This is a genomic window from Exiguobacterium sp. s59 (genome assembly GCF_018617475.1).
GTDB lineage: Bacteria > Bacillota > Bacilli > Exiguobacteriales > Exiguobacteriaceae > Exiguobacterium > Exiguobacterium aestuarii.
In genome coordinates, this window is the sequence record NZ_JACSKG010000001.1 from 601890 (window position 1) to 628160 (window position 26271).

Genomic DNA, 26271 nt, shown 5'->3' on the forward strand with positions numbered 1-26271 from the left:
TGCTCTGTTTGATAAATTTAACACACTGCTTTAGTTTGGTAAAGTGATAATAAGATAAAGGGTGGTTTTCATGATTTGGTCAAATTCAAAAGGTTCGATTCCAGAAGGATGGTATGAACTTCAATCAGGAGATGTCATTCGACCAAAGCGTTGGATGCTGTCATTTTTAGAGAAGGCAGAGGCGAGCGGTTATGCCGTCATCGACCCACCGCTACTCGAATACTATTCGCATTATCAAAATTTGGCGCTCTTTGACGAGTCGGCCTACTATCGTTTATTCGGGAATGACGGGGAACTCCTTGTCATGCGCCCTGACTATACACTTCAAATTGCTAGAAAGCTAGCAGACGGTCATGAACCGATGCGTGTCGCCTACGCAGGAGCTGTCTATCGTCGGACGGTCAAGCATTCAGGTCAACCGCATGAACGCCAACAGCTTGGACTCGAGTGGGTCGACGGTGAAGAGAAAGACAGTCATCTCATTGAATCTTTTCTCGATATGACTGAAGGAGTCCTTCCAAAAGATCGTTTGACATTAAAAATCGGATCAGCGGCTGTCATCTCGTTAATCGCGAAAGAGACGGGCATACAGGAACGCACATTCCGAAAAATCTTGGCGCTTCGAAATTTAGAGTCATTACGCGAACTAGCTGAGACGTATCGGTATCCATTGATTGCGAAGCTTCCTTTTTTAATTGGGAACGCTGCACTTGAAGAATTACGTGCCGAGGCACCGGATTCTTTAAAAGATGCCATTGATGAAGTCGATGATGCCGTACAACACTTGCGCTCAATCGGACTAGAGGTGTCATATGACTTCGGTCAAACGGGAGACTTTGATTACTATTCTGGTTTGACGGTGACGGGTAGCGTTGAAGGCAAGCGAGTCCTTTCAGGTGGACGATACGATTCCCTATATGGACATTTTGGACACTCGAGACGAGCGTTCGGCATGTCACTCGATTTAGAACAGTTAGATGAGGTGATGAAATGAAGGTAGCGGTCGCAAAAGGACGAATTGAAAAAGCAGCCCGTCAATTTTTTGTAGAAAAAGATTTGCCGGTATGGCCGGAAAAGCGTGGACGTGAGCTGACGGTACAGGCAGGGGATCATGAGTTTATTTTCGTCAAAGGGGACGATGTCTATAAATATGTGATGCACGGTGCCGCAGATGTCGGAATCGTCGGGGGAGATATTCTACGAGAAAAAACACCTGGCGTGCTCGAAGTCGTCGATTTACCGTTCGGACGTTGTCGGATGGCCGTATGTGGCCCTAAAGTTCGACGTAATGGCACAAAGAAATTAAAAGTGGCCAGTAAATATCCAAACATCGCCATCTCACACTTTGCTTCGAAACGACAGAACGTTGAAATCATCGCGTTGAATGGGTCGGTCGAACTTGCTCCGCTAACCGGACTCGCTGATTGCATCGTCGATATCGTCGAGACGGGTGCGACGTTGGCAGCGAACGACTTAGAGGAATATGAAACAATCTTTTCAATCAATGCAAAGTTCATTACGAGTGAAACGGCTTTGGCGGAACAGCCTGACGAATTGAAGGAATGGATCCGAAAGCTGAGTCAGGAGGGAGACGCATGAGCACTGAAACGAATCGATCACGTCGCGAAGCATGGGCCGAGGCCGTGAAACCAATCGTCGAATCGATTGAAACCCGTGGAGACGAAGCGCTACTTGAATGGACGCGTCAATTCGATGGCGTCGACAAAATCGAATCAGTCGATTTGTCTCGCTTCACCCCGCCGGCAGCATATGCCGAATTAACTGAAGCGCTGACATTGGCAGCAGAACGGATTCGTGCGTTCCATTCTCATCAAGTACGGCAAGATGATGTGTTTGAAGATACGATGTTCCGACTCGGTCGACGTTATATGCCACTCGATTCGGTCGGTGTCTACGTGCCAGGCGGGACAGCTGTCTATCCGTCGAGCGTCCTGATGAACATCATTCCTGCAAAAGTCGCCGGTGTCAAACGAGTGGTCATGGTCACCCCTCCAAAAGCAGATGGAATCGACATTTCGCTTTTGATCGCAGCAAAAATCGCAGGAGCTGATGAATGTTTTCTAGTAGGAGGCGCACAAGCCGTTGCTGCACTCGCATATGGGACAGAAACGATTCGCCCAGTTGATAAGATTGTAGGACCGGGCAATGCGTATGTCGCGACAGCGAAGGCACTCGTGTCGCACATCGTCGGCATCGATTCCGTTGCCGGACCGTCTGAAGTGTTAATTGTTGCCGATGAGACGGCGAATCCGAAGTGGGTCGCGGCTGACCTTCTCGCACAAGCAGAACATGACGTAGAAGCGACAGCAATCGCACTCGTCACGACAGAGACGCTACGTGATGAAGTGGAGCGAGAACTTGAACGACAGCTCGCGCTCTTACCACGACAGGACATCGCAAGAGAAGCGTTGAAGCGTGGCGGTGTCTTGTATCGGTCGCTAGAGGAAGCCATCGAGTATGCGAACACAATGGCTGCCGAGCACGTCCAGTTAGCCGTCAAAGACCCGGAGCAATTGATGAAGTCGATTCGTCACGGTGGGTCGTTCTTCCTCGGTCACGAGGCAGCTGAGGCGTTCGGAGATTATATCGCTGGACCGAATCACGTCTTACCGACGAGTGGGACAGCGCGATTCTCGAGTGGATTGTCCGTCGACGACTTTTATCGCCGTCAGACGTTCCTTGAGATGACAGAACTCGATGAGACGATTACGAAGGCGGCGATTCGAATCGCCAAACAAGAACAACTAGAAGGACATGCCCGTGCAATGGCTGTTCGGATGGAGGACGTATGAGACGAAATTATCAGAACATCCCGCGCTATGTGCCGCATGCCGTGACTGGGTTCGCGCTCAATCAAAACGAGAGCCAATATCCGTTACCAGAACGATTGGAACAAGCGATTCGTGACGTATCACTCGAGGCACTAAGCCGTTATCCGGTCGACGAGTTGATTGCTTTAAAAGCGAGTTATGCGACCTATGCAGGAGTCGAGTCGACACAACTCATGGTCGGAAGCGGAAGCGATGAACTCTTGGCAATTTTAAGTCAGGCGATCTTAGATACAGGGGATCGTGTCCTCGCTCCGGCACCTGACTTTTCGATGTATGGCATTTATACTCAAATCGCGAGAGGCCAATTCATCCAACCTGATGCAAACGGGTTGAACTATGAGACACTCGTCGAGCTCATTCAATCAATCAAACCGAAGCTCGTTCTGATCTCGAACCCAAACAACCCGACAGGCAAGATGTGGACGCTTGAACAACTTTCGGACATTGCGGCACGCGTCCCGTATCTCGTCGTGGATGAAGCGTATATCGATTTCACGATGGACGACTCATTTGTGTCTCGCTTGAACGAGCACCCGAACGTCATCATCCTACGGACGTTATCGAAGGCGTTCGGTTTAGCGAACCTTCGGATTGGTTTCATGATTGCCTCAGAGGAGATCATCGAACAAATCGACCGATTCCGCTCGCCGTTCAACGTCAGTGGACTCAGTGCCGCTGTCGCGAACGTCGTCTTACGAGATGCATCATACATTCAGGAGTCGATTCAGTTCCATACGGCGCAACGTGAGAAATTAACGGAGTTGTTACGACCAATCGGTGAGATTTTACCGAGCCGTGCCAACTTCATTTATGTCAAAACGGATGATAGTGAAGAATGGGCATCTCGCTTCCTTGAGAATGGAGTCCATGTACGCGCGTTTCCTGATGGACTACGTGTCAGTGCGGGAACAGACGAAGCGTATGCCTATATTCGACAAACGATTGAAGAGGTGAATTCTGTTGAGAACAGCTGAACTAAAACGTGAGACGAAAGAGACGAAAATAGACATTCAATTAAATCTAGACGGAACAGGGGAGAGTTCCATTCAGACGGGGGTCGGGTTTTTTGACCACATGTTGACGTTGCTCGCCTTTCACAGTCAGATGGACTTACACGTGAAAGTAGAAGGCGACACATGGGTCGATGCCCATCATACGGTCGAGGATGTCGGGATCGCGCTCGGGCAACTCATTGCGAAGTCTCTCGGGGACAAAGTCGGGATTCGTCGTTATGGCTCAAGCTACATGCCGATGGATGAGACGCTCGCGCGAGCGGTCGTCGATGTGTCAGGGCGCCCTTACCTTGTCTATCAGGCGGAGATTCGCAATCCGAAGCTCGGCGATTTTGACACAGAACTCGCAGAGGAGTTCTTCCGTGCCGTCGCCATGAACGGTCGACTCACGCTTCACCTCGCCGTCCTTTACGGGTCGAATTCACACCACATGATTGAAGGGTTGTTTAAGGCGTTCGGTCGGGCACTCGCCGAGGCGGTCTCGAGCGATGGGACGAACCGACTCCCTTCTACGAAAGGATGGATCGAAGGATGAAAGTAGCTGTCATCGATTATGGCATGGGAAACGTGTTCAACGTCGAACGTGCGTTACAAGCTATCGGCTGTTATGTCGTGATCACGAATGATGCGAGGCAAATTGAAGAAGCGGACGCCATTTTACTCCCTGGTGTCGGTGCTTTCCCACAAGCGATGCAATCACTCGAACAGACAGGTCTTATCCCGTTACTGCAACAAATGGCGACAGAAAAGCCGTTTTTAGGCATTTGTCTCGGGATGCAGCTCTTGTTTGACTCAAGCACGGAAGGGATGCCGACGAAAGGTCTCGGTTTGATTCCGGGAACTGTAGAACGTATGCGTGCGAAGCGGCTCCCACACGTTGGATGGAACTCGATCCTTCGGGACGAGGATGTCTATTTTGTCCACTCTTACCATGCGGTGACGGATGACGAATACATCGTGGCAGCGGCTGAATACATGGGTGAGAAAGTTCCGGCGATTGTTCAAAAAGGGCTCGTGACGGGCATGCAGTTCCACCCAGAAAAAAGTGGGACGTTCGGTCTCAGTTTACTTCAAGAATGGAAGGAGGCGGTCGAACGTGAGATTACTACCCGCCATTGATTTAATCGGAGGAAAGATTGTCCGTTTGACGGAAGGTGATTTTTCGACAGAAGAACAATATGGTGACCCGTATGAGCTACTGAAGGAATGGCAAGGAAAAGTTCCGATGATTCACTTGATTGATTTAGAAGGGGCCAAAGCAGGTGAGCCACGTCACTTAGACGTCGTCCGCTATGCAAAGTCTCTTGGATTCCTCGTTCAAACAGGGGGCGGGATTCGTTCAGAAGCCTCACTCGATGCGGTCATGGAAACTGGTGCGGATCGCGTCCTTTTAGGGACGAAGGCGTTCACGGACCCTGACTTTTTGGATCGGGCTATCGAGAAGTACGGCAATCGAGTCGCCGTGGCACTCGATGCGTATGATGGGAAAGTCGCTATCAACGGCTGGCAGGAAGCGACGAAACTCGATGATATCTCTGTCGCCCAAGACCTCGTCCAACGAGGAATCGAGACGATTTTGTATACGGACATCGGTTCTGACGGGAAACTAAACGGACCGAACGTCTCCCGCATGAAGGCGTTACGGCAAATCGTCAACGTCACCCTGATCGCTTCAGGCGGTGTGACGACGGAAGAGGACGTGAAAGAACTGAAGATGGCCAAGATTGATGAGGCGGTCGTCGGCAAAGCGCTCCTCTCCGGTAAAGTAAGTATCGATGAACTGATTGAATGGGAGGCGCGTTATGCTTAAACGCAGAATTATTCCATGTCTCGATGTGAAAGAAGGTCGTGTCGTCAAAGGGATTGAATTCGTTCAATTACGAGACATTGGTGACCCGGTCGAAATTGCGAAATATTACGATGAGTCGGGAGCAGATGAACTCGTCTTTCTCGATATCACGGCAAGTACGGAACGCCGACAGACGATGCTCGATGTCGTCAGTGCGGTTGCACGAAAAGTGTTCATTCCGTTGACGGTCGGTGGAGGGATTCGTTCGCTTGAGGATATCTCTTCACTGTTAAAAGCAGGAGCGGACAAAGTATCATTGAATACGCTCGCTGTCGAATCTCCGAGTCTCATTCGTGAAGCCGCGGATCGTTTCGGATCACAATGTATCGTCGTGGCGATCGATGTGAAGTTTGAAGACGGGGCGTACTACGTCTACACATATGGCGGTAAACAGAAAACCGAGCTGTTGGCAGTCGAATGGGCGAAACAAGTGGCCGCACTTGGAGCGGGTGAACTTCTTGTCACGTCCATGAACCAAGACGGGAAGCAGAACGGATATGACCTGACGATTTTAGAACAACTCCGCGAAGTCGTCGATATTCCGATTATCGCTTCCGGTGGTGCAGGGAATGCCGAGCACGTAGTCGAGGCGCTTGAGAAAGTCGATGCCGCTCTTCTTGCCTCCATCTTACATGACCGAAAAACGACAGTAGAAGAGGTGAAGCACGTATGCACGAGTCACAACTTGCCGATGCGGTTCGTTTCGACGAAAATGGACTAATCCCCGCTATCATCGTTTCAGAAGAGGATGGAGCGGTCCTCATGTTAGGATATATGAACGATGAGGCAATCCGACAGACACTTCGTGAACGAGTCGTCACGTTTTGGTCCCGATCGAAAGGTCGGCTGTGGATGAAGGGGGAGACGAGCGGGAATACACTTGACGTCGTCAGCATTCACGTCGACTGTGACCAGGATGCGCTTCTCGTTCGTGTCCATGCGAACGGTCCGACGTGTCATACCGGGAATCGAAGCTGTTTCTTTACGGAGGTGAGCGTATGATTCATGAATTGGAGCAATTGATTCAATCTAGAAAAGCAGAACCGAAAGAAGGTTCTTATACGACGTACTTGTTGGAACAGGGTGTTGAAAAAATCGCCAAGAAGTTTGGTGAAGAATCGTTCGAGGTTGTCATTGCTGCCATGACGGATGAAGACTTGGTCGAAGAGTCAGCAGATCTTCTGTATCACTTACTCGTCTTGTTAGCAGCCAAAGGTGTTCGTTTAGAGGATGTGGAGGCGTTACTTGCCAAGCGTCACGGAACGACGACACCGGCGAAGCCGCGTCGAGACGTCACGGAATGGTAAACGAAAAGGGAAGGGAGACATGCTCCTTCCCTTTTTTGTGTTATCGATTGACCGAAGCGGCCATGCGAATGTATGTATGACGCCGTCCGCGAATGGCAATCGAGAGTGCCTGAATGTTTTCAGGTACGGCAATCCCAGATAATCCGGCATCGCCGATATGAACGATATCCGCGCCGCCTCGTTTCGAAGAGAGTGCGATGTCACGAACAGTCGCCACATCAGCTCCTTCTTGAGACGTCCCAATCGCTGCTAACGTGAGGGCCCCGAGCGCTTGCAATTCTTGTACGAGTTCGTGGAAGGAGTCTTCACGGACACCTGGTACGGTTCCTGGAGCCGGCAATAGAATGATATCTGCCCCAGCTTCGACAAAGCGAATGTATGCGTCGCGGTCCAATACGTTGCCGACACCGGCCTGATGCATTTTTCCGGCAATGATGACGCCGGCGAATTCACGACGCCCCCGAATAATGGCTTGTTCGATTGCTTCATTCGTGACCCCCGTATTCGGGTTGCCCGTCAGACAAACGAAATCGATCCCGAGTTCAGATGCTTTTTGGAACGCTTCAACTGAAGCGAGTCTGCCTCGTTTCACTTCATTCATCTCAGACGATTTCTCTGAAAAGTCGACGGGTTCCAAGTTGACACCGACCGGTAATCCAATCAATCTTTTTAGTTCCAAAATCGGATGGTCGCTCATCTCATCACCTGGTAGATCTCCGAACAACGCATGACTTTCAAGTCCTTTAATATAAGGATGGAACACATCCAACATGTTCAATAAAATCAAGTCGGCACCGAACGCTCGCGCCAGTTCTGCGTTCGTCACTTCTGGGTAGAGCGGTTGCACGGTCGGGATGACCTCGGCCATAACCGTTCGTCCTTCTGCTTTTCGAATCGACCCGACTAAATCTTGGCGATTAAATGTTATAAAATCACTTGCCCGACATTCTAAAATTCGTTTCATCACATCTTCCTCCTTCTGCTCATCCTTGTCTCTATTCCCTAAAGCCTTCAAAAATCCTCTATACTGATTTTAAGGAGGGATCATGATGACGGAAAAAGAGAAGATGATTCGTGGTGAATTATATTTAGCTGGTGATGAGACGCTCGTTAAAGATCGGAAGCATGCCCGGCGATTGATCGAGCGATTCAATCGTTCCGGGATTGATGATTTGACTGAGCGGAAAGAAATTCTTAGTGCGTTACTCGGTTCGACGAAAGAGTCGTATTACATCGAACCAAACTTCAAATGTGATTATGGGTATAACATCCACTTAGGTGAACGATTTTATGCGAATTTTGACTGTGTCTTTCTAGACATCTGTCCCATCACGTTTGGGGATGACTGTATGCTCGCACCGGGTGTACATATTTATACGGCTACACATCCGATCGATCCGATTGAGCGCATCTCTGGGTATGAGTTCGGGAAACCGGTGACCATCGGCGACCGGGTATGGATTGGTGGAGGGGCCATCATCAATCCGGGTGTGACGATTGGTGATGAGGCCGTCATCGCATCTGGCGCAGTCGTCACAAAAGACGTTGCACCTCGTACAGTCGTCGGAGGAAATCCGGCGCGCGTCATAAAAACGATCGACTGACAAAAACTCCTGAACACGAGGTTCAGGAGTTTTTTACATTCATCGATTCAACGTATTGCTGAATCGCTTGTTGTGTAAGCTTGAGTGCCGCCTCATCACCGATGGTCACTCGAATCCCCGTCGATTGTTTCGACGTGTGTACATTCAATGCAGTCAAATGTGACCATACGACTTCAGGCTGCCCTAACTCGACATACAAGAAGTTCGTCGAGGCAGGGAGGACTTGACCGATGGCTTCTAAAGCTACCATCCATTTCTGTCGCATCTCTTCATGCCATTCGATTGATTCCTGAAGATAATGCCCGTCTTTTAAGAAGATGTTGCAAATTTTTGCACTTACCCCGCTAATGTTGAACGGGGGAATGAATTGACGGAAGTAATGTGCGAGTTCGCTATTTGTCACCATGAACCCGATTCGGACGTTCGCTAATCCGAACGCTTTCGACATCGTACGGAGGACGATGAGATTCGGATGCTTCGCGATAAACGGGATCATGCTGGCATCAGGTGTGAAGTCCATATACGCCTCATCCACCACGAGGTACGGCACGAGTGTGGCGAGGTGCGTCAACTCTTCAACGGTCCACAGTTTTCCGGTTGGATTGTTCGGGTTCGATAGAAGAAGAAGTTTTGGATGATACGTCTCGATTGCCTCCAAGATGCCTTCATACGATAAATCAGCGGCTTGAACATGTTGACCGTGTGCGATTGTCGTGAAAATGGGATACATCGAAAAATCAGGGGTCGGAGACAGGACGATGTCATCTGGAGCGAGCAATGCTTGCGTCACGACATGGATCATCTCATCACTCCCACAACCGACGAGTAATTGCTCGGGTGTCACACCGACATACGTGGCGTAACGTTCAAACAACTCATTAATCGGTTCGACCGGATATTCATGTAAGTCATGATAGGTCATAGAATCCAGTTGATTTTTGATTCGGACAGGTAAAGGGAACTGGCTCTCATTTTGGTTTAACCGATGTCCCGTCGGATAGACGACGGGATAAATCGGTAGCTTGACTTGTCTCATTCAGTCGGCTCCATTGAAAACCATTTTTTCACCAATTCATCAATTTCACCAGACTCCATCATCTTGTTCAACTCTTCGTTGAATTGGTCGCGTAACTCATCATCTAATTTGAATGCCGCTGCTGATCCTTTTTCGCCATCCTCTTTCAAAGCGAACGTATAGAAGCTGTCATCTTGATCGAGATACTTTTGAGCGACCGTATCTTCGATGACCATCGCATCGATCCGACCCGTGTTCAACTCTTGAACGATCTCAGGAATTTTGTTCAATGATACGAGTTCGGCGTCAGGAGCCTGTTCTTTAGCGATGTTTTCTTGAATCGAAGCCGTTTGGACACCGATTTTCTTCCCAGACAAATCTTCAATCGCTTGAAGTGACTCGTCTTTCGTCATAATCAAGTTTGTCGCTGACAAGTAGATATCTGAGAAGTCGGCGTTCTCTTTACGCTCTTCAGTCGGTGTCATTCCTGCCATGACGAAGTCGACACGGCCACTATTGAGGGCCCCGAGTAAGCTACCGAAGTCCATATCTTCGATTTTCAATTCGTAGCCGAGTCGCTCTGTGATCGTTTCTGCGATTTCAATATCGAATCCGACAATCGCATCCCCATTTGCCGTATCGACGAATTCATATGGGAAGTAATCGGCACTCGTCCCCATGACGAGTGTTTTCTGTTCTGTCGCTTCACCTTCTGTTTCTTGACTACATGCACCGAGTAAAGCCGCGCTCATGATAAGTGTACCTGCTAATAACCATTTTTTCATATGTGTATAATGCCTCCCTGTAGTAGATGAGACTAAGTGTATATGCATGATTATTAATTGTAAAGTATAAAAATACAAAAACATCAAAAAAAGAAACACTTTCGAGATGAAAGCGTTTTATTCGTAGGTTCTCATAAGATACGAAACGATTCGCTCAATCGGAATCTCTCGATTGTCCATCGTATTGATTTGTAAGTAGGTATGGTTCTTAGGGCGTTTGCAGTGTTCATTCATCTTAGACCAATTCTCATACGAAACTTGATTAATTTGACTCGGTCGTCTGACACGGTTTCGAAGTCGTGCGTTAATTTCTTCGTAATCTTCATGACGACACTCGATATAACGATATGTCGCTCCGTACTTTGTGGAAATCGCTATCCCTTTATCGAGCATTTCGTCATAGAGACAAGGACTGTCGAGAATGACGTTTTGTCCAAGTGATAGGTGATACTCGACGAGAGACCAATCGACATCATAAGCCATCTTCCCGATTTCTCCATCCGAGAAATTGTCGATAGGAAGCGTACGAAGCAATGCAGTTTTCGATGCATCATGATCGATGACGACCGCGTGTACATGTTGGATGATTCGTTTAGCCAATGTGGATTTTCCAGATCCAGGTGTTCCAGACATTTGAAGAAAAAACAGATGATCACCTCACATCTAAATAGGAGTAAATCTTATTACTCATATAACTTGATTTACTTGTTATATTGCCTCAGTTCTTCAAGGTGGACATTCGATACAATCGACCTGAATAACCTCATATGGCTGATTTTAGCATTTGCATATCATGATGACATTTCCATCAAGATCTTTGAAATTGAACCAATGATCGTGCTCAATTGGTGTGATGATATCAATATTTTTTTGAATCATATAAGAATAAGCTTGATGGATGTCACGTGTATTCAAGTGAAACAGTGGTGTCTGGATGATGTTATCTGTTGAGTAGATTTTACTATCTAAAACGAGGTTGGTGCCCTCTAATGGTATGACATATAAATGGTCGAACAAAATATCTTCCTTTATTGAGAACTCGAATAAATTACAATACCAGTCACGCGCTTTTTGAATATCACTCACCGGAATAAAGATGGTGCCGATTTGGTGAAGAATAGGGTTCATAGAAGATCCTACCTTTTCGTTTGATGAATAAAGTTTTCAACATCCTTCCGAGATTTTAACACGATGATCTGCTTCTCATGAGAAAATTGTGAGATTCGTTTGAGCATCTCAGGTCGTTGAATGTCAGGAAAGTTCCAGACCCATTTGAGGAATGCGAAATCAAGCTTTTCCTCACAAGATGCGCCCATATCGGGCCGTGTCGTACCACGGTAACGTATCACTCTTTTTAGAACCCGATATACGCACACGATACGTGGCAAATCAATCAAAATGACAGTGTCAGCTTCCTGTAGACGCAAGTCCAGCGTGTTCCCGAAGTTTCCGTCAATAATCCATTCGTCTTTCTTCACGAGTTGTTGTTGAATGTTGATTCGTTCTTCTCTCGGTGCCATCACCCATCCCGGTCTCCACATGAGGGCGTCTAAATGATAGACCTCTAGTTGCAACTGTTCCCCGAGTTGGCGCGCGAGGGTGGATTTGCCCGCACCACCGGAACCGATAATCATGATTCGTTTCATTTTTTCATTGTTGTCATGTGGTAAGTTGTTCATTTACTCTTGCTTATCCTCCAATACGATCCATTTTTCTAATCGACCATCCTCTTCATAAATGACACGGAAATCCATCTGACCGATGACGAGGCGTTGTTCCGAACTAAACACGACAATCGGATAGTTTGTCGATACCGGTTTATCCGTCTCAAAGATGGGACTATGCGCCTGCATCGCATAATACCCGTCCGATCTCGTGTTGGCAGCCCCTGCATCGATTTGAGTCACATGTTCAAATCCTCTCAGTCTGAGCACATAACTATAAGACGTTCTCGCCCCTTGTTCGAGACGCCATTCTTCGATAATGGCTGACTTGTCGTCGATTGTTCGTTCTTCTAACACTTTCTGTGCCGTATACTCTTTTTCGTAAGGGATCATCTCTTGAATGCTGACGACGGTCATCGTCGCGAGTTTGAGCGATTCCTCGGAAGGTGGGGTAATCAGTATACCAATAAAGATGAGGATTGGAATCAATAAATAGACCATGACACGACTGCGCATTTTCATCACCTTACCTTTTCAGATGTGAACTATTTCTGCATAAGAGAATCGGTTCCCTTCAAAAGAAGTCTGGAATCTTATAAACCGATTCATTTCTTCATTTTTTTGAAGGAGTGGGTATCATACAGTTAGGAGGGATGTTCATGAATATTGGGGTCATTGGTGGAGGCATCGCCGGCTTGACGGCAGCTGCGCTCGCGCAACAAGAAGGTCATGATGTGATTGTCTTTGAAGCGTCGCGTGAATGGGGCGGGTGTGCCGGTAAGTTTCAACGTGGAGACTACTTGTTTCCCGCTGGCGCGACACTCGGGATGGGATTTGAGCAGGGAGGGGTCCATCAGCGGGTTCTCGAGAAGCTTGGAGAAGCGGTCGAGGTCACTTTATTGGATGAATTAATGGATATTCATCTCCCGGACCTTACCATCACCTATTATCACGACCGCGAACGTCTCCTCGAAGAGCTGAGTCGCGCGTTTCCGGAGAACCTTCATGCGATTCATGCGTTCTATCGTGAAGTGTGGGGCGATTTTGAGAAGATTCGCCCGTTGTTTCAGCAGTTGCCCGCTCTTCCATTTCGCACGGTCTCGGATATGATGTATGCACTAAAAGGCTTCCGTCCGAACCAACTCATCACGCTCATGAAACTCCAACGGCCACTTGGTGACACGTTAGCTCGTCATGGACTAAACAATACGATGTTCGAACGATTCATCGATGGCATACTGCTCGACAGTTTGCAAACCGGTGCGAAGGAAGCGAGTCATTTGCTCGGTGCAGTCGCACTGTCGATCTATCACGAAGGGGCATATTATGTAGAAGGTGGACTGTATCAATTGGCTCATGCATTAGAGCGCGCCGTCCGAACGTTTGGTGGTGTTACAAGATTAGGAAGAGATGTGCAGTCCATCGAACGTGTGTCGGATGGGTGGCTCGTCACCGATCGAAGAGGTCGGCTTGAATTGGTCGACGCGGTTGTGTCTGCCATACCGATTGAGCGGACGAGCGAACTTCTCAAAGGACAGGAACAACGACGGTTCAAACGACAGTATCGTAGGCAGTTGAAGCAGTCGCAATGGGGCACGTTCAGTCTGTATCTCGTCCTACCTGAGGACATATGCCAACAACAGCCACTTTTCCAACAAATTTATCACGAGCAATTACCGAGTGGTCATGCGTTCATATCGATGTCTGCACCAGACGATGTGTTGCGGACAGAACGTCCTGAACGAACCATCACGGTCTCCACACATATCGATTTATCAGAATGGCAGCATTGGAAAGACCGGGCAGCATATGAGAAACTAGAACAAGATTGGACCGATCGTCTCGTCGACGTCGTTGCGACTGCGTTCCCCGATTGGAATCGTGAGTCGTCACTTCTCCTTCCCGGTGGACCAGGTGCATGGGTGAAGTATACGAAACGTCCACATGGGGCAGTCGGAGGTTATTCTCAGACCCCAAGCCAGGCGCTGTTCCGTGCCGCGAGCTATCGTACGGACTTGCCAAACTTTTATGTGTGCGGGGATACGATATTTCCAGGAGCGGGAACGATTGGCGCGATGACGAGTGGGTTACATGTCGCCCGGGCACTCGGGGCGACAATTGAATAGGGGGAAAACGGATGAAGAAAAAAACATTTGGTGAACTGACAACGATGGAATTGTATCGCTTACTGGCACTACGGACTGAGATTTTTGTCGTCGAACAGAATTGTCCGTATCAAGAAATCGACGGGAAAGATGAACAGGCCGTCCATTATTGGATTGAAGAAGATGGAGAAATTGTCTCTGCTCTTCGCGTGTTGACGGAGGCGTCTCCTATTGCCATCGGACGTGTCGTCACGAAAGCCGCTCATCGAGGAAAAGGCTATTCTCGTCAGCTGATGAAAGAGGCAATCCAGGACTTCGGACATGAGACGCTATATCTTCAAGCGCAGACGTATGTGGAACCATTCTACGCATCGTTCGGATTCAAACGGACTAGTGAAATTTACAACGAAGACGGGATTCCGCATGTCGATATGTTACGTGAATCCTTAAATCCCGCTAGTACCGTTTCCGAATCGTTCATGTTAGAATGAGAAAGAACATTCACGTGCGATTGAGCACGATAACATTATAGACATAAAGGGGTTTACAATGGTGACCGATCAACAAGTAATTGCAAAAGCAAGAGAATTGGCAGACGTATTAGCACAAACACCAGAAGTGGCACGTTTCAAAGAAGCGGAAGCGAAAGTGAACGGTAGCGACCGCGTACAGACGTTGATTAAACGAATCAAGTTCTTACAAAAAGAAGCGGTCAACTGTAAGCATTATGGCAAGACCGAAGCACTTGCAAAAGTTGAGCAAAAGATTGATAAAGCGATGGAAGAGCTCGATTCGATTCCGGTCGTTCAAGCGTTCCAAGAAACTCAAGTCGAAGTAAACGACTTGCTTCAATACGTGACGGTCACGCTCGCGAACTCCGTGACGGATCGTATTATCGAATCGACGGACGGAGACGTCCTTGCAGGAAAGACAGGGAGCGGCATGGCGGCTGAACAAGCACGCGGCGGCTGCGGATACTAAAACGACACAGCTGGCCGATGGTCAGCTGTTGTACTTTCTAGAGGTGAATTAACATGCAAGAAGTCCATCAGACACCAATGATGAAACAATATTTCTCCATCAAGGCAGACTATCCGGACGCCTTTTTATTCTATCGACTCGGCGATTTTTACGAGTTGTTTTTTGAAGATGCGCAAATTGTCGCAAAGGAGTTAGAGCTAACGCTCACTTCTAAAAATGGAAAGCAGGCCGAACACCCGATCCCAATGTGTGGCGTACCTCACCATTCTGCGGCCATTTACATTGAACAATTGATTGAAAAGGGCTTCAATGTCGCCATCTGTGAACAGACGGAAGACCCGAAAGCGACGAAAGGACTCGTGAAGCGCGAAGTCATCCAAGTGATTACGCCAGGTACATACATGGCGTCACTGAGCGAGAAAGAAAACCGATATCTCGTCGCCATCTCTGACGTCGCAGGTCGTTTTGGGATTGCGCGCGGTGACGTCACGACCGGTGAATCATGGTTGACGACGCTTTCGTCGGAAGAGGCTGTCTTACGGGAAATCGAAGGGTTACTCCCGAACGAGGTCATCGTCGAGGACGAGCGACTCGCTGATTTGTTACGACAGACGGGAATCCCTCTCTCGATTCAAGTGGACAAGCGGGAGAGTCCGCTCGCGCAAGGTGCGAAAGATGAGGCACAGCGTTCCGCATTTGAGTTATTGTTCGCCTATTTGACGAAAACTCAGAAACGCTCACTCGACCACTTGCAACCGGCTGTCGCCTATGAGGTCGAACAACATATGCAACTTGACGCCAACACGGCACGAAATCTTGAACTGTTCCGATCTGCTCGTTCTGGGGAGAGAAAAGGGTCACTCTTATCGCTCCTTGATGAGACAACGACAGCGATGGGTGGCCGATTGTTAAAACGCTGGCTCGAACAGCCGCTTTACACCGAACAAGGCATCAAAGAGCGCCAAGACGCCGTGGAGAACTTAGTGGACGACTTCATGTTGCGCGATCAACTACAAGAAGAGTTAAAGCGAGTCTATGACATCGAACGCCTTGTCGCGAAAGTTGGGTACGGGACGGCGAATGCGCGAGATCTCGTCCAACTTCGCGACACGCTCGAGCGGATGCCTTCTGTCCGGTCACTCTTACAAACAGTGAAAGCGGATCGTTTGCAGCAAATCGAGCAAAAGCTTGATTCGTTTGAATCGTTAAGTGAACAGCTCCGGGCTGCCCTTGTCGATTCACCCCCGATTTCGACGAAAGAGGGCGGGATGATTCGTCACGGTTATTCGGATGAACTCGATGAACTTCTAGAGGCAAAAGCGAACGGAAAGTCGTGGATTGCCAACCTCGAACAACAGGAACGCATCGCGACCGGCATCAAGTCATTAAAGGTCGGGTATAATCGCGTCTTCGGTTACTATTTAGAAGTGACGAAAGCGAATGCGAAGCTACTCGAAGAGGGTCGCTATGAGCGGAAACAGACGTTGACGAATGCGGAGCGTTACATCACGCCAGAACTGAAAGAAAAGGAAGCCCTCATATTAGGGGCGGAAGAGAAGAGCTGTACGCTCGAGTATGACCTATTTGTCGCACTTCGCGAAGAGGTGAAGACATATACGAAGGCCCTTCAGCAGCTGGCTCGTTCACTCAGTGAATTAGATGTGCTCCTCGCTCTTGCCGTTGTGGCGGAGAAGCGGGAATATGTACGCCCTGTTACGACATCCCACGTTCAAATCGAACGTGGGCGTCACCCTGTCATTGAGACGGTCTTGCCGCGAGGCGAATATGTCGCCAATGATTTGACGCTTGACGACACACGCCAAATGTTGCTCATCACGGGTCCGAACATGTCCGGTAAATCGACATACATGCGTCAATTTGCCTTGATTGCAATCCTTCATCAAATCGGTTCATTCGTCCCGGCAGAAGCAGCGGAACTCCCGCTCTTTGACCGCATCTTTACACGAATCGGTGCGGCGGACGATTTGGTGAGCGGGCAGTCGACGTTCATGGTCGAGATGACCGAGACGAGACAAGCTGTCACTGAGGCGACGGGACATAGTTTGATTTTATTAGATGAAATCGGTCGCGGGACATCAACGTATGACGGAATGGCGCTCGCACAGGCGATCGTCGAATATATCGCCTCGTCAATCGGCGCGAAGACACTCTTCTCGACGCACTATCATGAATTGACAGTGCTCGAAGATTCGATTCCGACGCTCGAGAACGTCCATGTCCGGGCGATTGAGCGGGATGGGCGTGTCGTGTTCTTGCATGAAGTGCATCCAGGACGTGCCGATAAATCATATGGGATTCATGTGGCGGAATTGGCCGAACTCCCGGGTTCATTGATCGACCGGGCACGGACGATTCTCTCAGAACTCGAGTCAGAGGCGACGAAACCTGCTTTAAACGAGCAGGCTGTTCCAACTCCAGTGGAAGAAGTCAGCCAATTGTCGTTGTTCGAGTCGAATGACGCTGTTCGAGAACAGCTGCTCAAACTCGATTTATTGGCTATGAATCCAATCGAAGCGATGCAGGCGCTGTATGAACTGCAACAAACCGCAAAGAAAGGGTGAATCGATGGGAATCATTCGAGAGTTATCTGAACAACTCGCGAACCGAATCGCAGCCGGGGAGGTCGTCGAACGACCTGCTTCTGTCGTCAAAGAATTAGTCGAGAATGCGATTGATGCGGGAGCGACGAAAGTAGACGTCGACTTACAAGAAGCGGGTATCCGACTCATCAAAGTGCGTGACAACGGGCACGGGTTCCATGAAGAAGACGCCGCCCGAGCCTTTTTACGACATGCAACGAGTAAAATTCGGGATGAGCACGACTTGTTCCGCATTCGGACACTCGGTTTCCGAGGAGAGGCACTCGCCTCGATTGCTTCGGTCAGTCACGTCTCATTGAAATCTAAGCGTGCGGACGAGGACGGTTTTGAGATGACGCTTGAAGGTGGAGTCGTCAAGTCGACGAATCCGGTAGCGACGAACGTCGGGACCGAAATCGCAGTCAGTCAGCTTTTCTTCAACACACCGGCCCGTCTGAAATACTTGAAGACATCGGCGACAGAACTCGCCAGCATTACCGATACGTTGAACCGATTGGCACTCTCTCATCCGGAGATTCGCTTCACGGTCTTCCATGAAGAAAAAGAATTGCTGAGAACGAACGGGAATGGAGACTTGAAACAAGTCATGCTCGCCATCTATGGTCGTCAAGTCGCCGCACAAATCGTCACGGCATCGAGTAAGACGAATGATTATACGCTGAGCGCCCATCTCGTACGTCCGGAGGTGACCCGTTCGAACAAACAATATGTGACCCTCATCTTAAATGGGCGAAGCATCAAGAACTTCGCGCTGACGCAAAGCGTGCTCGAAGGCTACCATACGCTCTTACCGATCGGTCGCTATCCGATTGCCGTGCTTGAAGTGAAGATGGACCCAATGTTGATTGACGTGAACGTCCATCCGACGAAACGTGAAGTGCGTTTGTCGAAAGAAAAAGAACTATGCCAGCTTATTCGAGAGACCGTTCAATTGACACTCCGTGAGCAACGGCTCATTCCGTCTGTGAAACAAGAGCCGAAGCCGAAACATGTGACACCGTCTGAACAGTCAAAACTCGACTTTTCGATGGAGCCACAACCTAAACAAGCAGATCCGGTCGAGTGGAACTATCCGATTCCTCGGGAACGGAAAGAGACGCTCACGTCACCTTCCCAGTGGAATCCGGCTCCGCTCGTTCATGAGCCGGAAGCAGAGATGATCGAACCAGAACAGTTTGAGGAGCCAGTAGTACGTCAGTCGGAGCGTTTACCGGCGTTAGACGTCATCGGGCAACTGCACTCGAGTTATATCATCTGTGGAGCGGAAGACGGAATGTACGTGATGGACCAACATGCCGCTCAGGAACGAATCAAGTATGAATTGTTCTATGAGCAGTTAGGACGTCCGGAAAAAGAATATCAGCTTCTGTTGATCCCGTTAACGTTAGAGTTCACACAAGAAGAGACGCTCGCTATCGAAGAAGTGCTACCACTCCTAGCGGACGCAGGCATCACGTTAGAGCCGTTTGGGGGTAACACGTTCCTCGTCCGTGAGATTCCGACATGGTATCCGCAACATGACTTAGAAGGCACGATTCGTGACTTGGTGGAGATGGCCATTCAACAGCGCTCGATTGATCTTGCGAAATATCGCGAAGAGGCATCGATCCTCATGGCGTGTAAACGATCGATCAAAGCGAATCATCCACTCAATATGGAAATGATGCGACAATTGATTGATGATTTAGGTCGAACGACGTCTCCGTTTACTTGTCCGCACGGTCGCCCGATTCTCGTGAAGTGGAGCACGTATGAACTCGAGAAGTTGTTCAAACGCGTCATGTAATCGTCTTGTTACCTTGTTTTAACACGATGTAACGTTTATTCAATAGCCCTCATGGGAAAACTATACACATGTCACTCAACGCATCGAGGTTGAGAGGTGGCTTTTTCACTGCCTCACCCTCAAGATGTCGACATGAAATGTATATCCATGTAGGAGGAAAAGAAAATGACGAACAAACTTCAAGTATCAAAACGAGAATTACGCCCACGGTCACTGCGTACGAAGTTGCGTAAGGAAGGCAAAGCGTTAGGCGTCGTCTACGGATACAAAGTAGACAGCACTCCAATCGTATTTGACGAGATGGACCTTCGTAAAATTCTTCGAGACCACGGTGACAATGCCTTGATTGAACTCCATTTCGATGGAAACAAAATCAATACGCTCGTGCACGGATCGGAAACAGACCCGTTCACAAACTTCTATCAACACGTCGAATTCATGGCTGTGAAGATGGATGAAGAGACAGAAGTCGAAACGGATATCGTCCTTGTTGGCGACGCGAAAGGCGTCAAAGAAGGCGGATATCTCGCTCAGTCGCTCTATAAAGTGACGGTCGCTGCGACACCTGCCAACATCCCTGAACGCATCGAACTTGACGTGTCAGACCTCGAAATCGGTGACTCGGTGACGGTAGCAGATCTTCCAGAAGATAAATCGTACACGATTGTCTCGGAACCAGATATGCACATCGCCTCTGTGAATGAGCCGGTTGCTGAAGAAGAGGAAGAAGCGACTGAATCAGAGGAAGGTTCAACTGAAGAAGCTTCTGAAGAATCTTCTGAAGAAACAGAAGAATCGACTGAAGATAAAGAATAAGAGTTGCATACGTGTCTGTAACAGTGACACGACTCAATTGAGAGGAGCATTGTCCCGAGATGGGGCGATGCTCCTTTGTTTGATTGTCCAAATAAATCTGAACTTTATACTTTTAGGTCAAACGGATAAATCATAATCACTTGAACCAAAATATTACAAATTAACATTACTTCAATGTGATGATAGGTATAAATGCGGTAATACATATAAAAGTTTATTTCTTGAGAGGATGTATGATGAAGTTTTATAAAATTGATAGACAAACTGATAAACGAATTACAAAATTTAATTTGGAATTTGTGATATCACAGGTCATACAAACTGAAAAAGGGTCTAATATAGGATGTATACATTTAAAACCAGGTAGTGTCATCGGTTATCATCAAACAGTTGTACCCCAACTTACTTCTTCTCGTCATGGTGCCGAGGGTTACATTAGAGGCGAAAAAGATGAACATTTTAAGGTTCGGGCAGGAGACACAATTTTTTGGACGAAAGAGGAATGGCATGAAACGAAAGCAGGTGGAGGATTAACGGATATCGAAATTGAAGAATTAGATCCCTCAATCGATATGACTGAGATATAATTTTTATGAAACTTAGACGATTTGAGGTAAGAGTGGGGGAGAAGACTGTATATGTCACATCTATATATCGATTTAAGTAACGTTACTTCCACCAAAGAACTACATCAGTTATTAAAAGAAAGTCTTCATCTTCCTGATCATTACGGAAAAAATTGGGATGCATTTTGGGATGTGATTACTGATGTGGATTTTATAACTTTTCCTGAACGTATCACGTTTATCGGGTATTCTTTGCTTGAAACGAAGTTAAGTGAAGATGCTAAGTACTTAAAAATGTGCTTAGAAGAGTATGATGAAGAACATTATGTTTCACATTGTCATTTTGTTTTCTTGTAATCTAATTTGCTTACTAATATATAAAACTAGTCTATAAGAGAGTAACCATTTTACAATCACTAATTTTTCAATATAACTTTTATAGTCCCCGACCATCATAAGAATAATTAGAAAAACAGCTGATTTAAATTACAAGGTCTTTAAACTGAAAAATCAAAGGTGATCACTATGCAGGAGCTTACAATTATTGAAAGGAAGCGTCTATTAGAGCATCTTGAAGATAATTTAGATAATTATTTCATTATAGGTGAAATTAAAAAGGTTTATGAGATCACTAGTTATGATGATTTAACTATTAACGATAACCAAAAAGCTTTAATTGATTTTTTGGTTTACCAAAATGTATATCCAATAGTCATGACATTTATATTATCTAAAAATATAAGTCAGGATAATGAGATGGTTGAAAAAATGGATTCAAGGAAAATTAAATATTCTATGAACTATTGCTCTGAGGATAAGAATTCTTTTTATTACTGCAATGCAAAAATAGAAAACGAAAAAGATCTAAGGTTTTTGATTAACGAAACGTACTGGATGCCTGCTCAAAATGGGTTTTATAACATTATCTTTAAAGATAAATTGAATTTCACTTTAAAAAAATATGGTAAGTGGCTGTTCTCTAGAACTCAAGTTGTACCTTCAATTGATATGAGTATACCAACTTCTTTTATTAAAATAGATGGAGATGGACTTGGGTTTATTTTATTTTCTAATGAAAAAAAATATGAATCTATTGAAGAATTGACAAAGAATTTACCTCAAAAATTTTACATTGATTATTTAAACGAAAATGAATTATGAGTGCTTCAATTTGATCATGTTTTAACGCATAGTCCTGTTACGACTGAGATTCATTTCACAAAAATTAGAATCGGAAAGGAATATCACTGATAAAATTTTTACTATGTCTTAATCGCAATCGTCGACCAAGAGACAGTTAATTAACATTTAATTGAACAATCATGGAATACAGTGATTGCAGAAGAGCATTACAAGGCAATTCATAAACTTGAGTGAGGTGTATAATATGTCATTGAAATCGATACAATCGCTTTTACCTGTTAAAGAAAAGGAAATCCTGTTGGATCAGGTCGAAGGGTTGAATAGATATCTTTGTATTCTACCGAACGATGAGTTAGAAAGTCAGTTTGGAGATTTAGAAGATTTTAAAAACCAGAGCTTTGCAGTTGTGGGCTATGAAGATATGCTAGGAGATTTTGTAGGGGTGGACTTAATGAGTGGGCAACTTTTGATTGTTAATCATGAAACGTTTCATGTAGAGGAAAGATTGAATGTAACATTTGATGAACTCATGAAGAAGGATTAATCACTTATTCGAACTATTGGTTTCTAAAGATTTGTCTTGTTATTCTCTCGAAAATCGAGAGAATTTTTGTTTGTCACAAATCCGCCATATGTAAACGATTACGATGTGAACACTCTGTCAATTCCTTCTAGAGGTGATTGCCAACAGAGACTGTACAGTTTATATTGTTAATGATTTCACATATTAGAACTGATACTTTCCTATTTAATTATTCAGAAAGAAGGGTTTGTGACATGGCATCAATGGAAATCCATGCACTCGAATCATTACGGAAAAAAGCACAGGCTTCCTCGCAAATGATTCATTATCGTCCAATGGAATACTTTTTACGGGCAATGTTAGCCGGAATCTTTATCGGCTTTGCTTCGATTTTCACGTTAAAAGTCGTCAACGGCATGTATTTAGCGGAATCACCGTTTACGACACTCATCGGGGGCTTCTCTTTCGGGATTGCGCTCGTCATGATCATTTATGGGGGAGCGGAGTTGTTCACGGGGAATACGATGTATTTCACGACGTCGACGCTTCGCGGTTATACGACGCTCAGTGATACGATGCTCGTCTGGTTGCTCTGTTTTGTCGGGAACGCACTCGGGGGAATCCTATTCGCCTTACTACTCGCACCGACTGGTGTCATCCAAGAACTTGGCATGAACAACTGGTTGTTCTCAGTCGTCGAGGGCAAAATGCATCACACGACGGTTGAAATTTTCTTCCGTGCCATCTTCTGTAACTGGATGGTCTGTCTCGCTATTTTCTTACCGAAACAAATGAAAAATGAATTCGCTCAAATCTTCTCGATGATTTTCCTTGTCGCGGTCTTCTTCGCTTCAGGATTTGACCACGTCATCGCCAACTTCGTCTTGTTCGCCTTGACGCTTGTCGTCCCACACCCTGAGACGATCAGCATGGCAGGTGCAATCCACAACTTGATTCCTGCGACGTTCGGTAACATTATCGGCGGTGCGCTCTTTATGGGAGCCATCTACACATGGCTCAACTCGAAAGGTCTTCGTGAGGCACAAGAATTAGAGGAAGAAGTCGAATTAAAAGTCGTGAAAGCTGCTAAATAAATGATGTTTGTCACATATAACGTAGAGCCTTGTCCCATCGAAGACGAGGCTCTTTTTTGTCGTATGCGCACATGTAAACTGTCACAATATTGACTCGTGACCTTCCAAAAAAAAACGTGTCATAATCTATATATAGGATTTTAAAAACAATTTAAACTGTTTTTAATCCATATATAGTGAGGTGAGGGGTATTGAAATTACTACGGTTGTATGAGGACGTATGCGTCTTACCAGACCAAGACTTAGTACAAGAGAATGCGAACGTTGACGGGAAGTCCCCGCTCGGGAAATTAGCACGACTCTCTTCAGAAGTATCGAAAGAATTGTCGCAGACATATTTGATGTCGGAACAGTCAAAGCAAGCCGTCACTGATAACTTTTTATACGTGCACGACGCGGACTATTACATCACAGGATCGACGACATGTTGTCAAATTCCACTCGGTCAATTGTTGAAAGACGGTTTCCATACAGGACATGGGACGATTCGGTCCCCGAAAGACATTCGCTCCGCCATGGCGCTCGCATCCATCATCCTACAAGCGAATCAAAATATGCAACATGGGGGGCAGGCTTTTCCGATGTTTGACGTCGACTTAGCACCGTATGTCGAGAAGACATATAAGCGTCAACTTAGCCGACTCCAATCGTTACCTGTTGACTGGGACGAGGCGCAATTGGAGACACTCGCAGAAGAAGAGACGATTTCGGCGACGTATCAGGCGTGTGAGGCGTTCATTCACAATGCGAACTCGATGCACTCACGAGGTGGCGGGCAAGTACCTTTCGTTTCAATCAATTATGGGACGGACACATCAAAGTGGGGACGTATCCTCATTCGGGAGTTACTCCGTGCCACAGAACGTGGGTTAGGGAACGGAGAGACACCGATTTTTCCGATTCAAATCTTTAAAGTGAAGGAAGGTATCAACTTCAACGATGGTGACCCGAATGTCGATCTCTTCCGTGAGGCGTGCCGCGTCACAGGCAAACGTCTCTTCCCGAACTTCTCTTTTATCGATGCCCCGTTCAATGCCACGTATTATGACGGGACACACGAATCAGAAGTGGCATACATGGGTTGTCGTACGCGAGTCATGGGAAACCGGCACGGGGAGGAGACGTCAATCGGACGAGGCAACCTGTCTTTCTCAACACTCAACCTGGTGAAGATGGCACTCGTCTCCGAGTCGCTTTCGGACTTCTATCGAATTCTCAACCGATATATCGACATCGGGATTGAACAGTTGATCGAGCGATTCGAGTATCAATGTACGCGTCGCGCTGAAGAATTTCGTTTTCTTTACACACAAGGGGTCTGGCGTGGCAGTGAGCAGTTACATATACAGGATGAAGTCCGAGACGTATTGAAACAAGGAACGCTCTCACTCGGTTTCATCGGGCTCGCTGAAACGTTGAAAGTGTTGACGGGCAGTACACATGCTGAGTCCCGTGAAGCGGAGCGACTCGGTCTCGACATCGTCACCCATTTGTCCAATCGCATGCGTGAAGTAGCCGAAGCGTACGACTTGAACTTTTCGTTGCTCGCGACACCTGCAGAAGGACTATCAGGTAAATTTGTGATCCGAGACCAGGAAGAGTTCGGGATGATCGACGAGGTTACCAATCGGGCGTTTTACACGAATTCATTCCACGTGCCGGTTTATCAATCCGTCTCCATCCGAGAAAAAATCCGAATTGAGGCACCGTATCACGCGTTATGCGACGCGGGACACATCTCTTACGTCGAAGTCGATGGTTCCCTTGCCCACAATGCAGAAGCAGTAGAATCGATTGTACGCTTGATGCGTCAACATGATATCGGATATGGTTCGATCAATCATCCGGTCGACCGTTGTGGAAATTGTGGGTTAGAAGGACTGATTGACGTTGCCTGCCCGACTTGTGGTGAGGATACAAACATCGAACGAATCCGCCGCATCACCGGCTATTTAGTCGGGACGATGGACCGTTGGAATACGGCGAAACGAGAAGAAGAACGGGCGAGGGTGAAACATGATGCGCATTCTATCCGTCGTTGAAGAATCGGTCGTCGATGGACCAGGAATACGGACGGTCATCTTTACTGCCGGCTGTCCCCACCACTGTAAAGGGTGTCACAATCCTTCCTCGTGGAATCTGAGCGGTGGCGATGAAATCGAAGTAGATGAACTTGTCCATCGCATAAAAATGAGTGGTTGGGACGGGGTGACCGTCTCTGGAGGCGAACCGTTCCTGCAATCGTCAGCGTTAGCGGAACTCGTCACAGCATGTAAATCGCTCGGTAAAAATGTGTGGGTGTATACCGGTTATACGATTGAACAGTTGGAAGCGATGCACGACGAATCGGTTCAAACTGTTTTGGACCACGCTGACGTCCTCGTTGACGGACGTTACGAGCAGTCACTACGAGACACGGGACTCCGCTTTCGGGGGTCGAGCAATCAACGAATCATCTTTTTAACTAAATCAGGCGAGAATTCTCCCTCCTCTAAGCGTCTCGGGGCGAAGCCCAGCGTAGGTGGGAAATGAATCGCCCGGTCCAAA

The 26271-nt window shown here is 47.2% G+C and carries 29 protein-coding genes and 1 pseudogene; 23 read left to right on the forward strand and 7 right to left on the reverse strand.

Features of this window, described 5'->3' with window-relative positions:
* The first annotated feature begins 70 nt into the window (after window positions 1–70).
* The 9 genes and pseudogenes from KNO91_RS03120 (at window position 71) to hisIE (ending at window position 7021) form a co-directional block, all read left to right on the forward strand.
* Window positions 71–994, forward strand: a complete 924-nt coding sequence (locus tag KNO91_RS03120; RefSeq protein ID WP_214788501.1) for an ATP phosphoribosyltransferase regulatory subunit — start codon at window positions 71–73, stop codon at window positions 992–994.
* Window positions 991–1599, forward strand: a complete 609-nt coding sequence (hisG, locus tag KNO91_RS03125) for an ATP phosphoribosyltransferase (protein WP_214793917.1) — start codon at window positions 991–993, stop codon at window positions 1597–1599. Before KNO91_RS03120 ends, hisG begins: the two co-directional genes overlap by 4 nt.
* Window positions 1596–2813 (forward strand): histidinol dehydrogenase, encoded by a 1218-nt coding sequence (gene hisD / locus KNO91_RS03130; protein WP_214793914.1) that lies wholly within the window; start codon window positions 1596–1598, stop codon window positions 2811–2813. The genes hisG and hisD overlap by 4 nt, the downstream gene beginning before the upstream one ends.
* Window positions 2810–3826: a pyridoxal phosphate-dependent aminotransferase gene (locus KNO91_RS03135; RefSeq protein WP_214816006.1), complete on the forward strand. Its 1017-nt coding sequence runs from the start codon at window positions 2810–2812 to the stop codon at window positions 3824–3826. The genes hisD and KNO91_RS03135 overlap by 4 nt, the downstream gene beginning before the upstream one ends.
* Window positions 3813–4400: an imidazoleglycerol-phosphate dehydratase HisB gene (hisB, locus tag KNO91_RS03140; RefSeq protein WP_214816009.1), complete on the forward strand. Its 588-nt coding sequence runs from the start codon at window positions 3813–3815 to the stop codon at window positions 4398–4400. Before KNO91_RS03135 ends, hisB begins: the two co-directional genes overlap by 14 nt.
* On the forward strand, window positions 4397–4984 hold the full coding sequence (gene hisH, locus KNO91_RS03145; protein ID WP_214793906.1) for an imidazole glycerol phosphate synthase subunit HisH: 588 nt from the start codon (window positions 4397–4399) through the stop codon (window positions 4982–4984). The genes hisB and hisH overlap by 4 nt, the downstream gene beginning before the upstream one ends.
* Window positions 4962–5675 carry a 1-(5-phosphoribosyl)-5-[(5-phosphoribosylamino)methylideneamino]imidazole-4-carboxamide isomerase gene (hisA, locus tag KNO91_RS03150; RefSeq protein ID WP_214816012.1) on the forward strand — a complete coding sequence of 238 codons (714 nt, stop codon included), beginning with the start codon at window positions 4962–4964 and terminating at the stop codon, window positions 5673–5675. The genes hisH and hisA overlap by 23 nt, the downstream gene beginning before the upstream one ends.
* Entirely contained in the window at window positions 5668–6435 is a 768-nt protein-coding gene (hisF, locus tag KNO91_RS03155) for an imidazole glycerol phosphate synthase subunit HisF (protein WP_214816014.1), read from the forward strand. Before hisA ends, hisF begins: the two co-directional genes overlap by 8 nt.
* Window positions 6384–7021: pseudogene (gene hisIE / locus KNO91_RS15315) on the forward strand (bifunctional phosphoribosyl-AMP cyclohydrolase/phosphoribosyl-ATP diphosphatase HisIE). Before hisF ends, hisIE begins: the two are co-directional and overlap by 52 nt.
* Window positions 7022–7061: 40 nt before the next feature.
* On the opposite strand, the gene KNO91_RS03170 reads toward hisIE, so the two are convergent.
* Window positions 7062–7985 (reverse strand): DUF7916 family protein, encoded by a 924-nt coding sequence (locus KNO91_RS03170; RefSeq protein ID WP_214788471.1) that lies wholly within the window; start codon window positions 7983–7985, stop codon window positions 7062–7064.
* 85 nt (window positions 7986–8070) lie between these two features.
* Here KNO91_RS03170 and KNO91_RS03175 point away from each other — a divergent pair, with 85 nt between their 5' ends.
* On the forward strand, window positions 8071–8625 hold the full coding sequence (locus tag KNO91_RS03175) for a maltose acetyltransferase domain-containing protein (protein ID WP_285800894.1): 555 nt from the start codon (window positions 8071–8073) through the stop codon (window positions 8623–8625).
* A gap of 22 nt (window positions 8626–8647) precedes the next feature.
* Here the strand turns inward: KNO91_RS03175 and KNO91_RS03180 are convergent, their stop codons facing one another.
* The 6 genes from KNO91_RS03180 to KNO91_RS03205 all read right to left on the reverse strand — a co-directional run bounded on the left by KNO91_RS03180 (window position 8648) and on the right by KNO91_RS03205 (window position 12611).
* Window positions 8648–9661 (reverse strand): pyridoxal phosphate-dependent aminotransferase, encoded by a 1014-nt coding sequence (locus KNO91_RS03180; RefSeq protein WP_214816017.1) that lies wholly within the window; start codon window positions 9659–9661, stop codon window positions 8648–8650.
* Complete coding sequence (locus tag KNO91_RS03185; RefSeq protein ID WP_214788462.1) at window positions 9658–10425, reverse strand: transporter substrate-binding domain-containing protein; 768 nt, start codon at window positions 10423–10425, stop codon at window positions 9658–9660. The genes KNO91_RS03180 and KNO91_RS03185 overlap by 4 nt, the downstream gene beginning before the upstream one ends.
* A 117-nt stretch (window positions 10426–10542) precedes the next feature.
* Entirely contained in the window at window positions 10543–11058 is a 516-nt protein-coding gene (locus KNO91_RS03190) for a P-loop nucleotide/nucleoside kinase family protein (RefSeq protein WP_256441800.1), read from the reverse strand.
* Between the two features lie 144 nt (window positions 11059–11202).
* Entirely contained in the window at window positions 11203–11553 is a 351-nt protein-coding gene (locus tag KNO91_RS03195) for a VOC family protein (protein WP_214816020.1), read from the reverse strand.
* Between the two features lie 8 nt (window positions 11554–11561).
* Window positions 11562–12071 carry a DNA topology modulation protein gene (locus KNO91_RS03200; RefSeq protein WP_214816097.1) on the reverse strand — a complete coding sequence of 170 codons (510 nt, stop codon included), beginning with the start codon at window positions 12069–12071 and terminating at the stop codon, window positions 11562–11564.
* 33 nt (window positions 12072–12104) lie between these two features.
* Window positions 12105–12611, reverse strand: coding sequence for a hypothetical protein (locus KNO91_RS03205; protein ID WP_214788456.1), 507 nt, complete (start codon window positions 12609–12611; stop codon window positions 12105–12107).
* 137 nt (window positions 12612–12748) lie between these two features.
* Between KNO91_RS03205 and KNO91_RS03210 the strand changes: the two genes are divergently transcribed.
* From KNO91_RS03210 to nrdG, 13 genes are all read left to right on the forward strand, one after another.
* Window positions 12749–14215 (forward strand): phytoene desaturase family protein, encoded by a 1467-nt coding sequence (locus KNO91_RS03210; RefSeq protein ID WP_214816023.1) that lies wholly within the window; start codon window positions 12749–12751, stop codon window positions 14213–14215.
* Between the two features lie 11 nt (window positions 14216–14226).
* Window positions 14227–14685: a GNAT family N-acetyltransferase gene (locus tag KNO91_RS03215; RefSeq protein WP_214793879.1), complete on the forward strand. Its 459-nt coding sequence runs from the start codon at window positions 14227–14229 to the stop codon at window positions 14683–14685.
* A gap of 58 nt (window positions 14686–14743) precedes the next feature.
* The gene (locus KNO91_RS03220; protein WP_012726155.1) at window positions 14744–15175 is read left to right on the forward strand and encodes a YlbF/YmcA family competence regulator; all 432 of its coding nucleotides are present in this window, start codon (window positions 14744–14746) and stop codon (window positions 15173–15175) included.
* 53 nt (window positions 15176–15228) lie between these two features.
* Window positions 15229–17757 (forward strand): DNA mismatch repair protein MutS, encoded by a 2529-nt coding sequence (mutS, locus tag KNO91_RS03225; protein ID WP_214793876.1) that lies wholly within the window; start codon window positions 15229–15231, stop codon window positions 17755–17757.
* Between the two features lie 4 nt (window positions 17758–17761).
* Window positions 17762–19582, forward strand: coding sequence for a DNA mismatch repair endonuclease MutL (gene mutL / locus KNO91_RS03230; RefSeq protein WP_214816026.1), 1821 nt, complete (start codon window positions 17762–17764; stop codon window positions 19580–19582).
* Between the two features lie 165 nt (window positions 19583–19747).
* Window positions 19748–20398 (forward strand): 50S ribosomal protein L25/general stress protein Ctc, encoded by a 651-nt coding sequence (locus tag KNO91_RS03235; RefSeq protein ID WP_214816029.1) that lies wholly within the window; start codon window positions 19748–19750, stop codon window positions 20396–20398.
* A gap of 236 nt (window positions 20399–20634) precedes the next feature.
* A complete protein-coding gene (locus KNO91_RS03240; protein ID WP_214793866.1) occupies window positions 20635–20985 on the forward strand; it encodes a cupin in 351 nt (116 codons plus the stop codon).
* 51 nt (window positions 20986–21036) lie between these two features.
* Window positions 21037–21321: a barstar family protein gene (locus KNO91_RS03245; RefSeq protein WP_214816032.1), complete on the forward strand. Its 285-nt coding sequence runs from the start codon at window positions 21037–21039 to the stop codon at window positions 21319–21321.
* Between the two features lie 159 nt (window positions 21322–21480).
* Entirely contained in the window at window positions 21481–22125 is a 645-nt protein-coding gene (locus KNO91_RS03250) for a hypothetical protein (protein ID WP_214816035.1), read from the forward strand.
* A 226-nt stretch (window positions 22126–22351) separates the two neighbouring features.
* Entirely contained in the window at window positions 22352–22651 is a 300-nt protein-coding gene (locus KNO91_RS03255; protein WP_214816037.1) for a hypothetical protein, read from the forward strand.
* 242 nt (window positions 22652–22893) lie between these two features.
* Window positions 22894–23724 carry a formate/nitrite transporter family protein gene (locus tag KNO91_RS03260; protein WP_074035310.1) on the forward strand — a complete coding sequence of 277 codons (831 nt, stop codon included), beginning with the start codon at window positions 22894–22896 and terminating at the stop codon, window positions 23722–23724.
* A gap of 191 nt (window positions 23725–23915) precedes the next feature.
* The gene (locus tag KNO91_RS03265; RefSeq protein ID WP_214816040.1) at window positions 23916–25766 is read left to right on the forward strand and encodes an anaerobic ribonucleoside triphosphate reductase; all 1851 of its coding nucleotides are present in this window, start codon (window positions 23916–23918) and stop codon (window positions 25764–25766) included.
* Window positions 25744–26256: an anaerobic ribonucleoside-triphosphate reductase activating protein gene (gene nrdG, locus KNO91_RS03270; RefSeq protein ID WP_214816044.1), complete on the forward strand. Its 513-nt coding sequence runs from the start codon at window positions 25744–25746 to the stop codon at window positions 26254–26256. The genes KNO91_RS03265 and nrdG overlap by 23 nt, the downstream gene beginning before the upstream one ends.
* The last annotated feature ends 15 nt before the right edge of the window (window positions 26257–26271 follow it).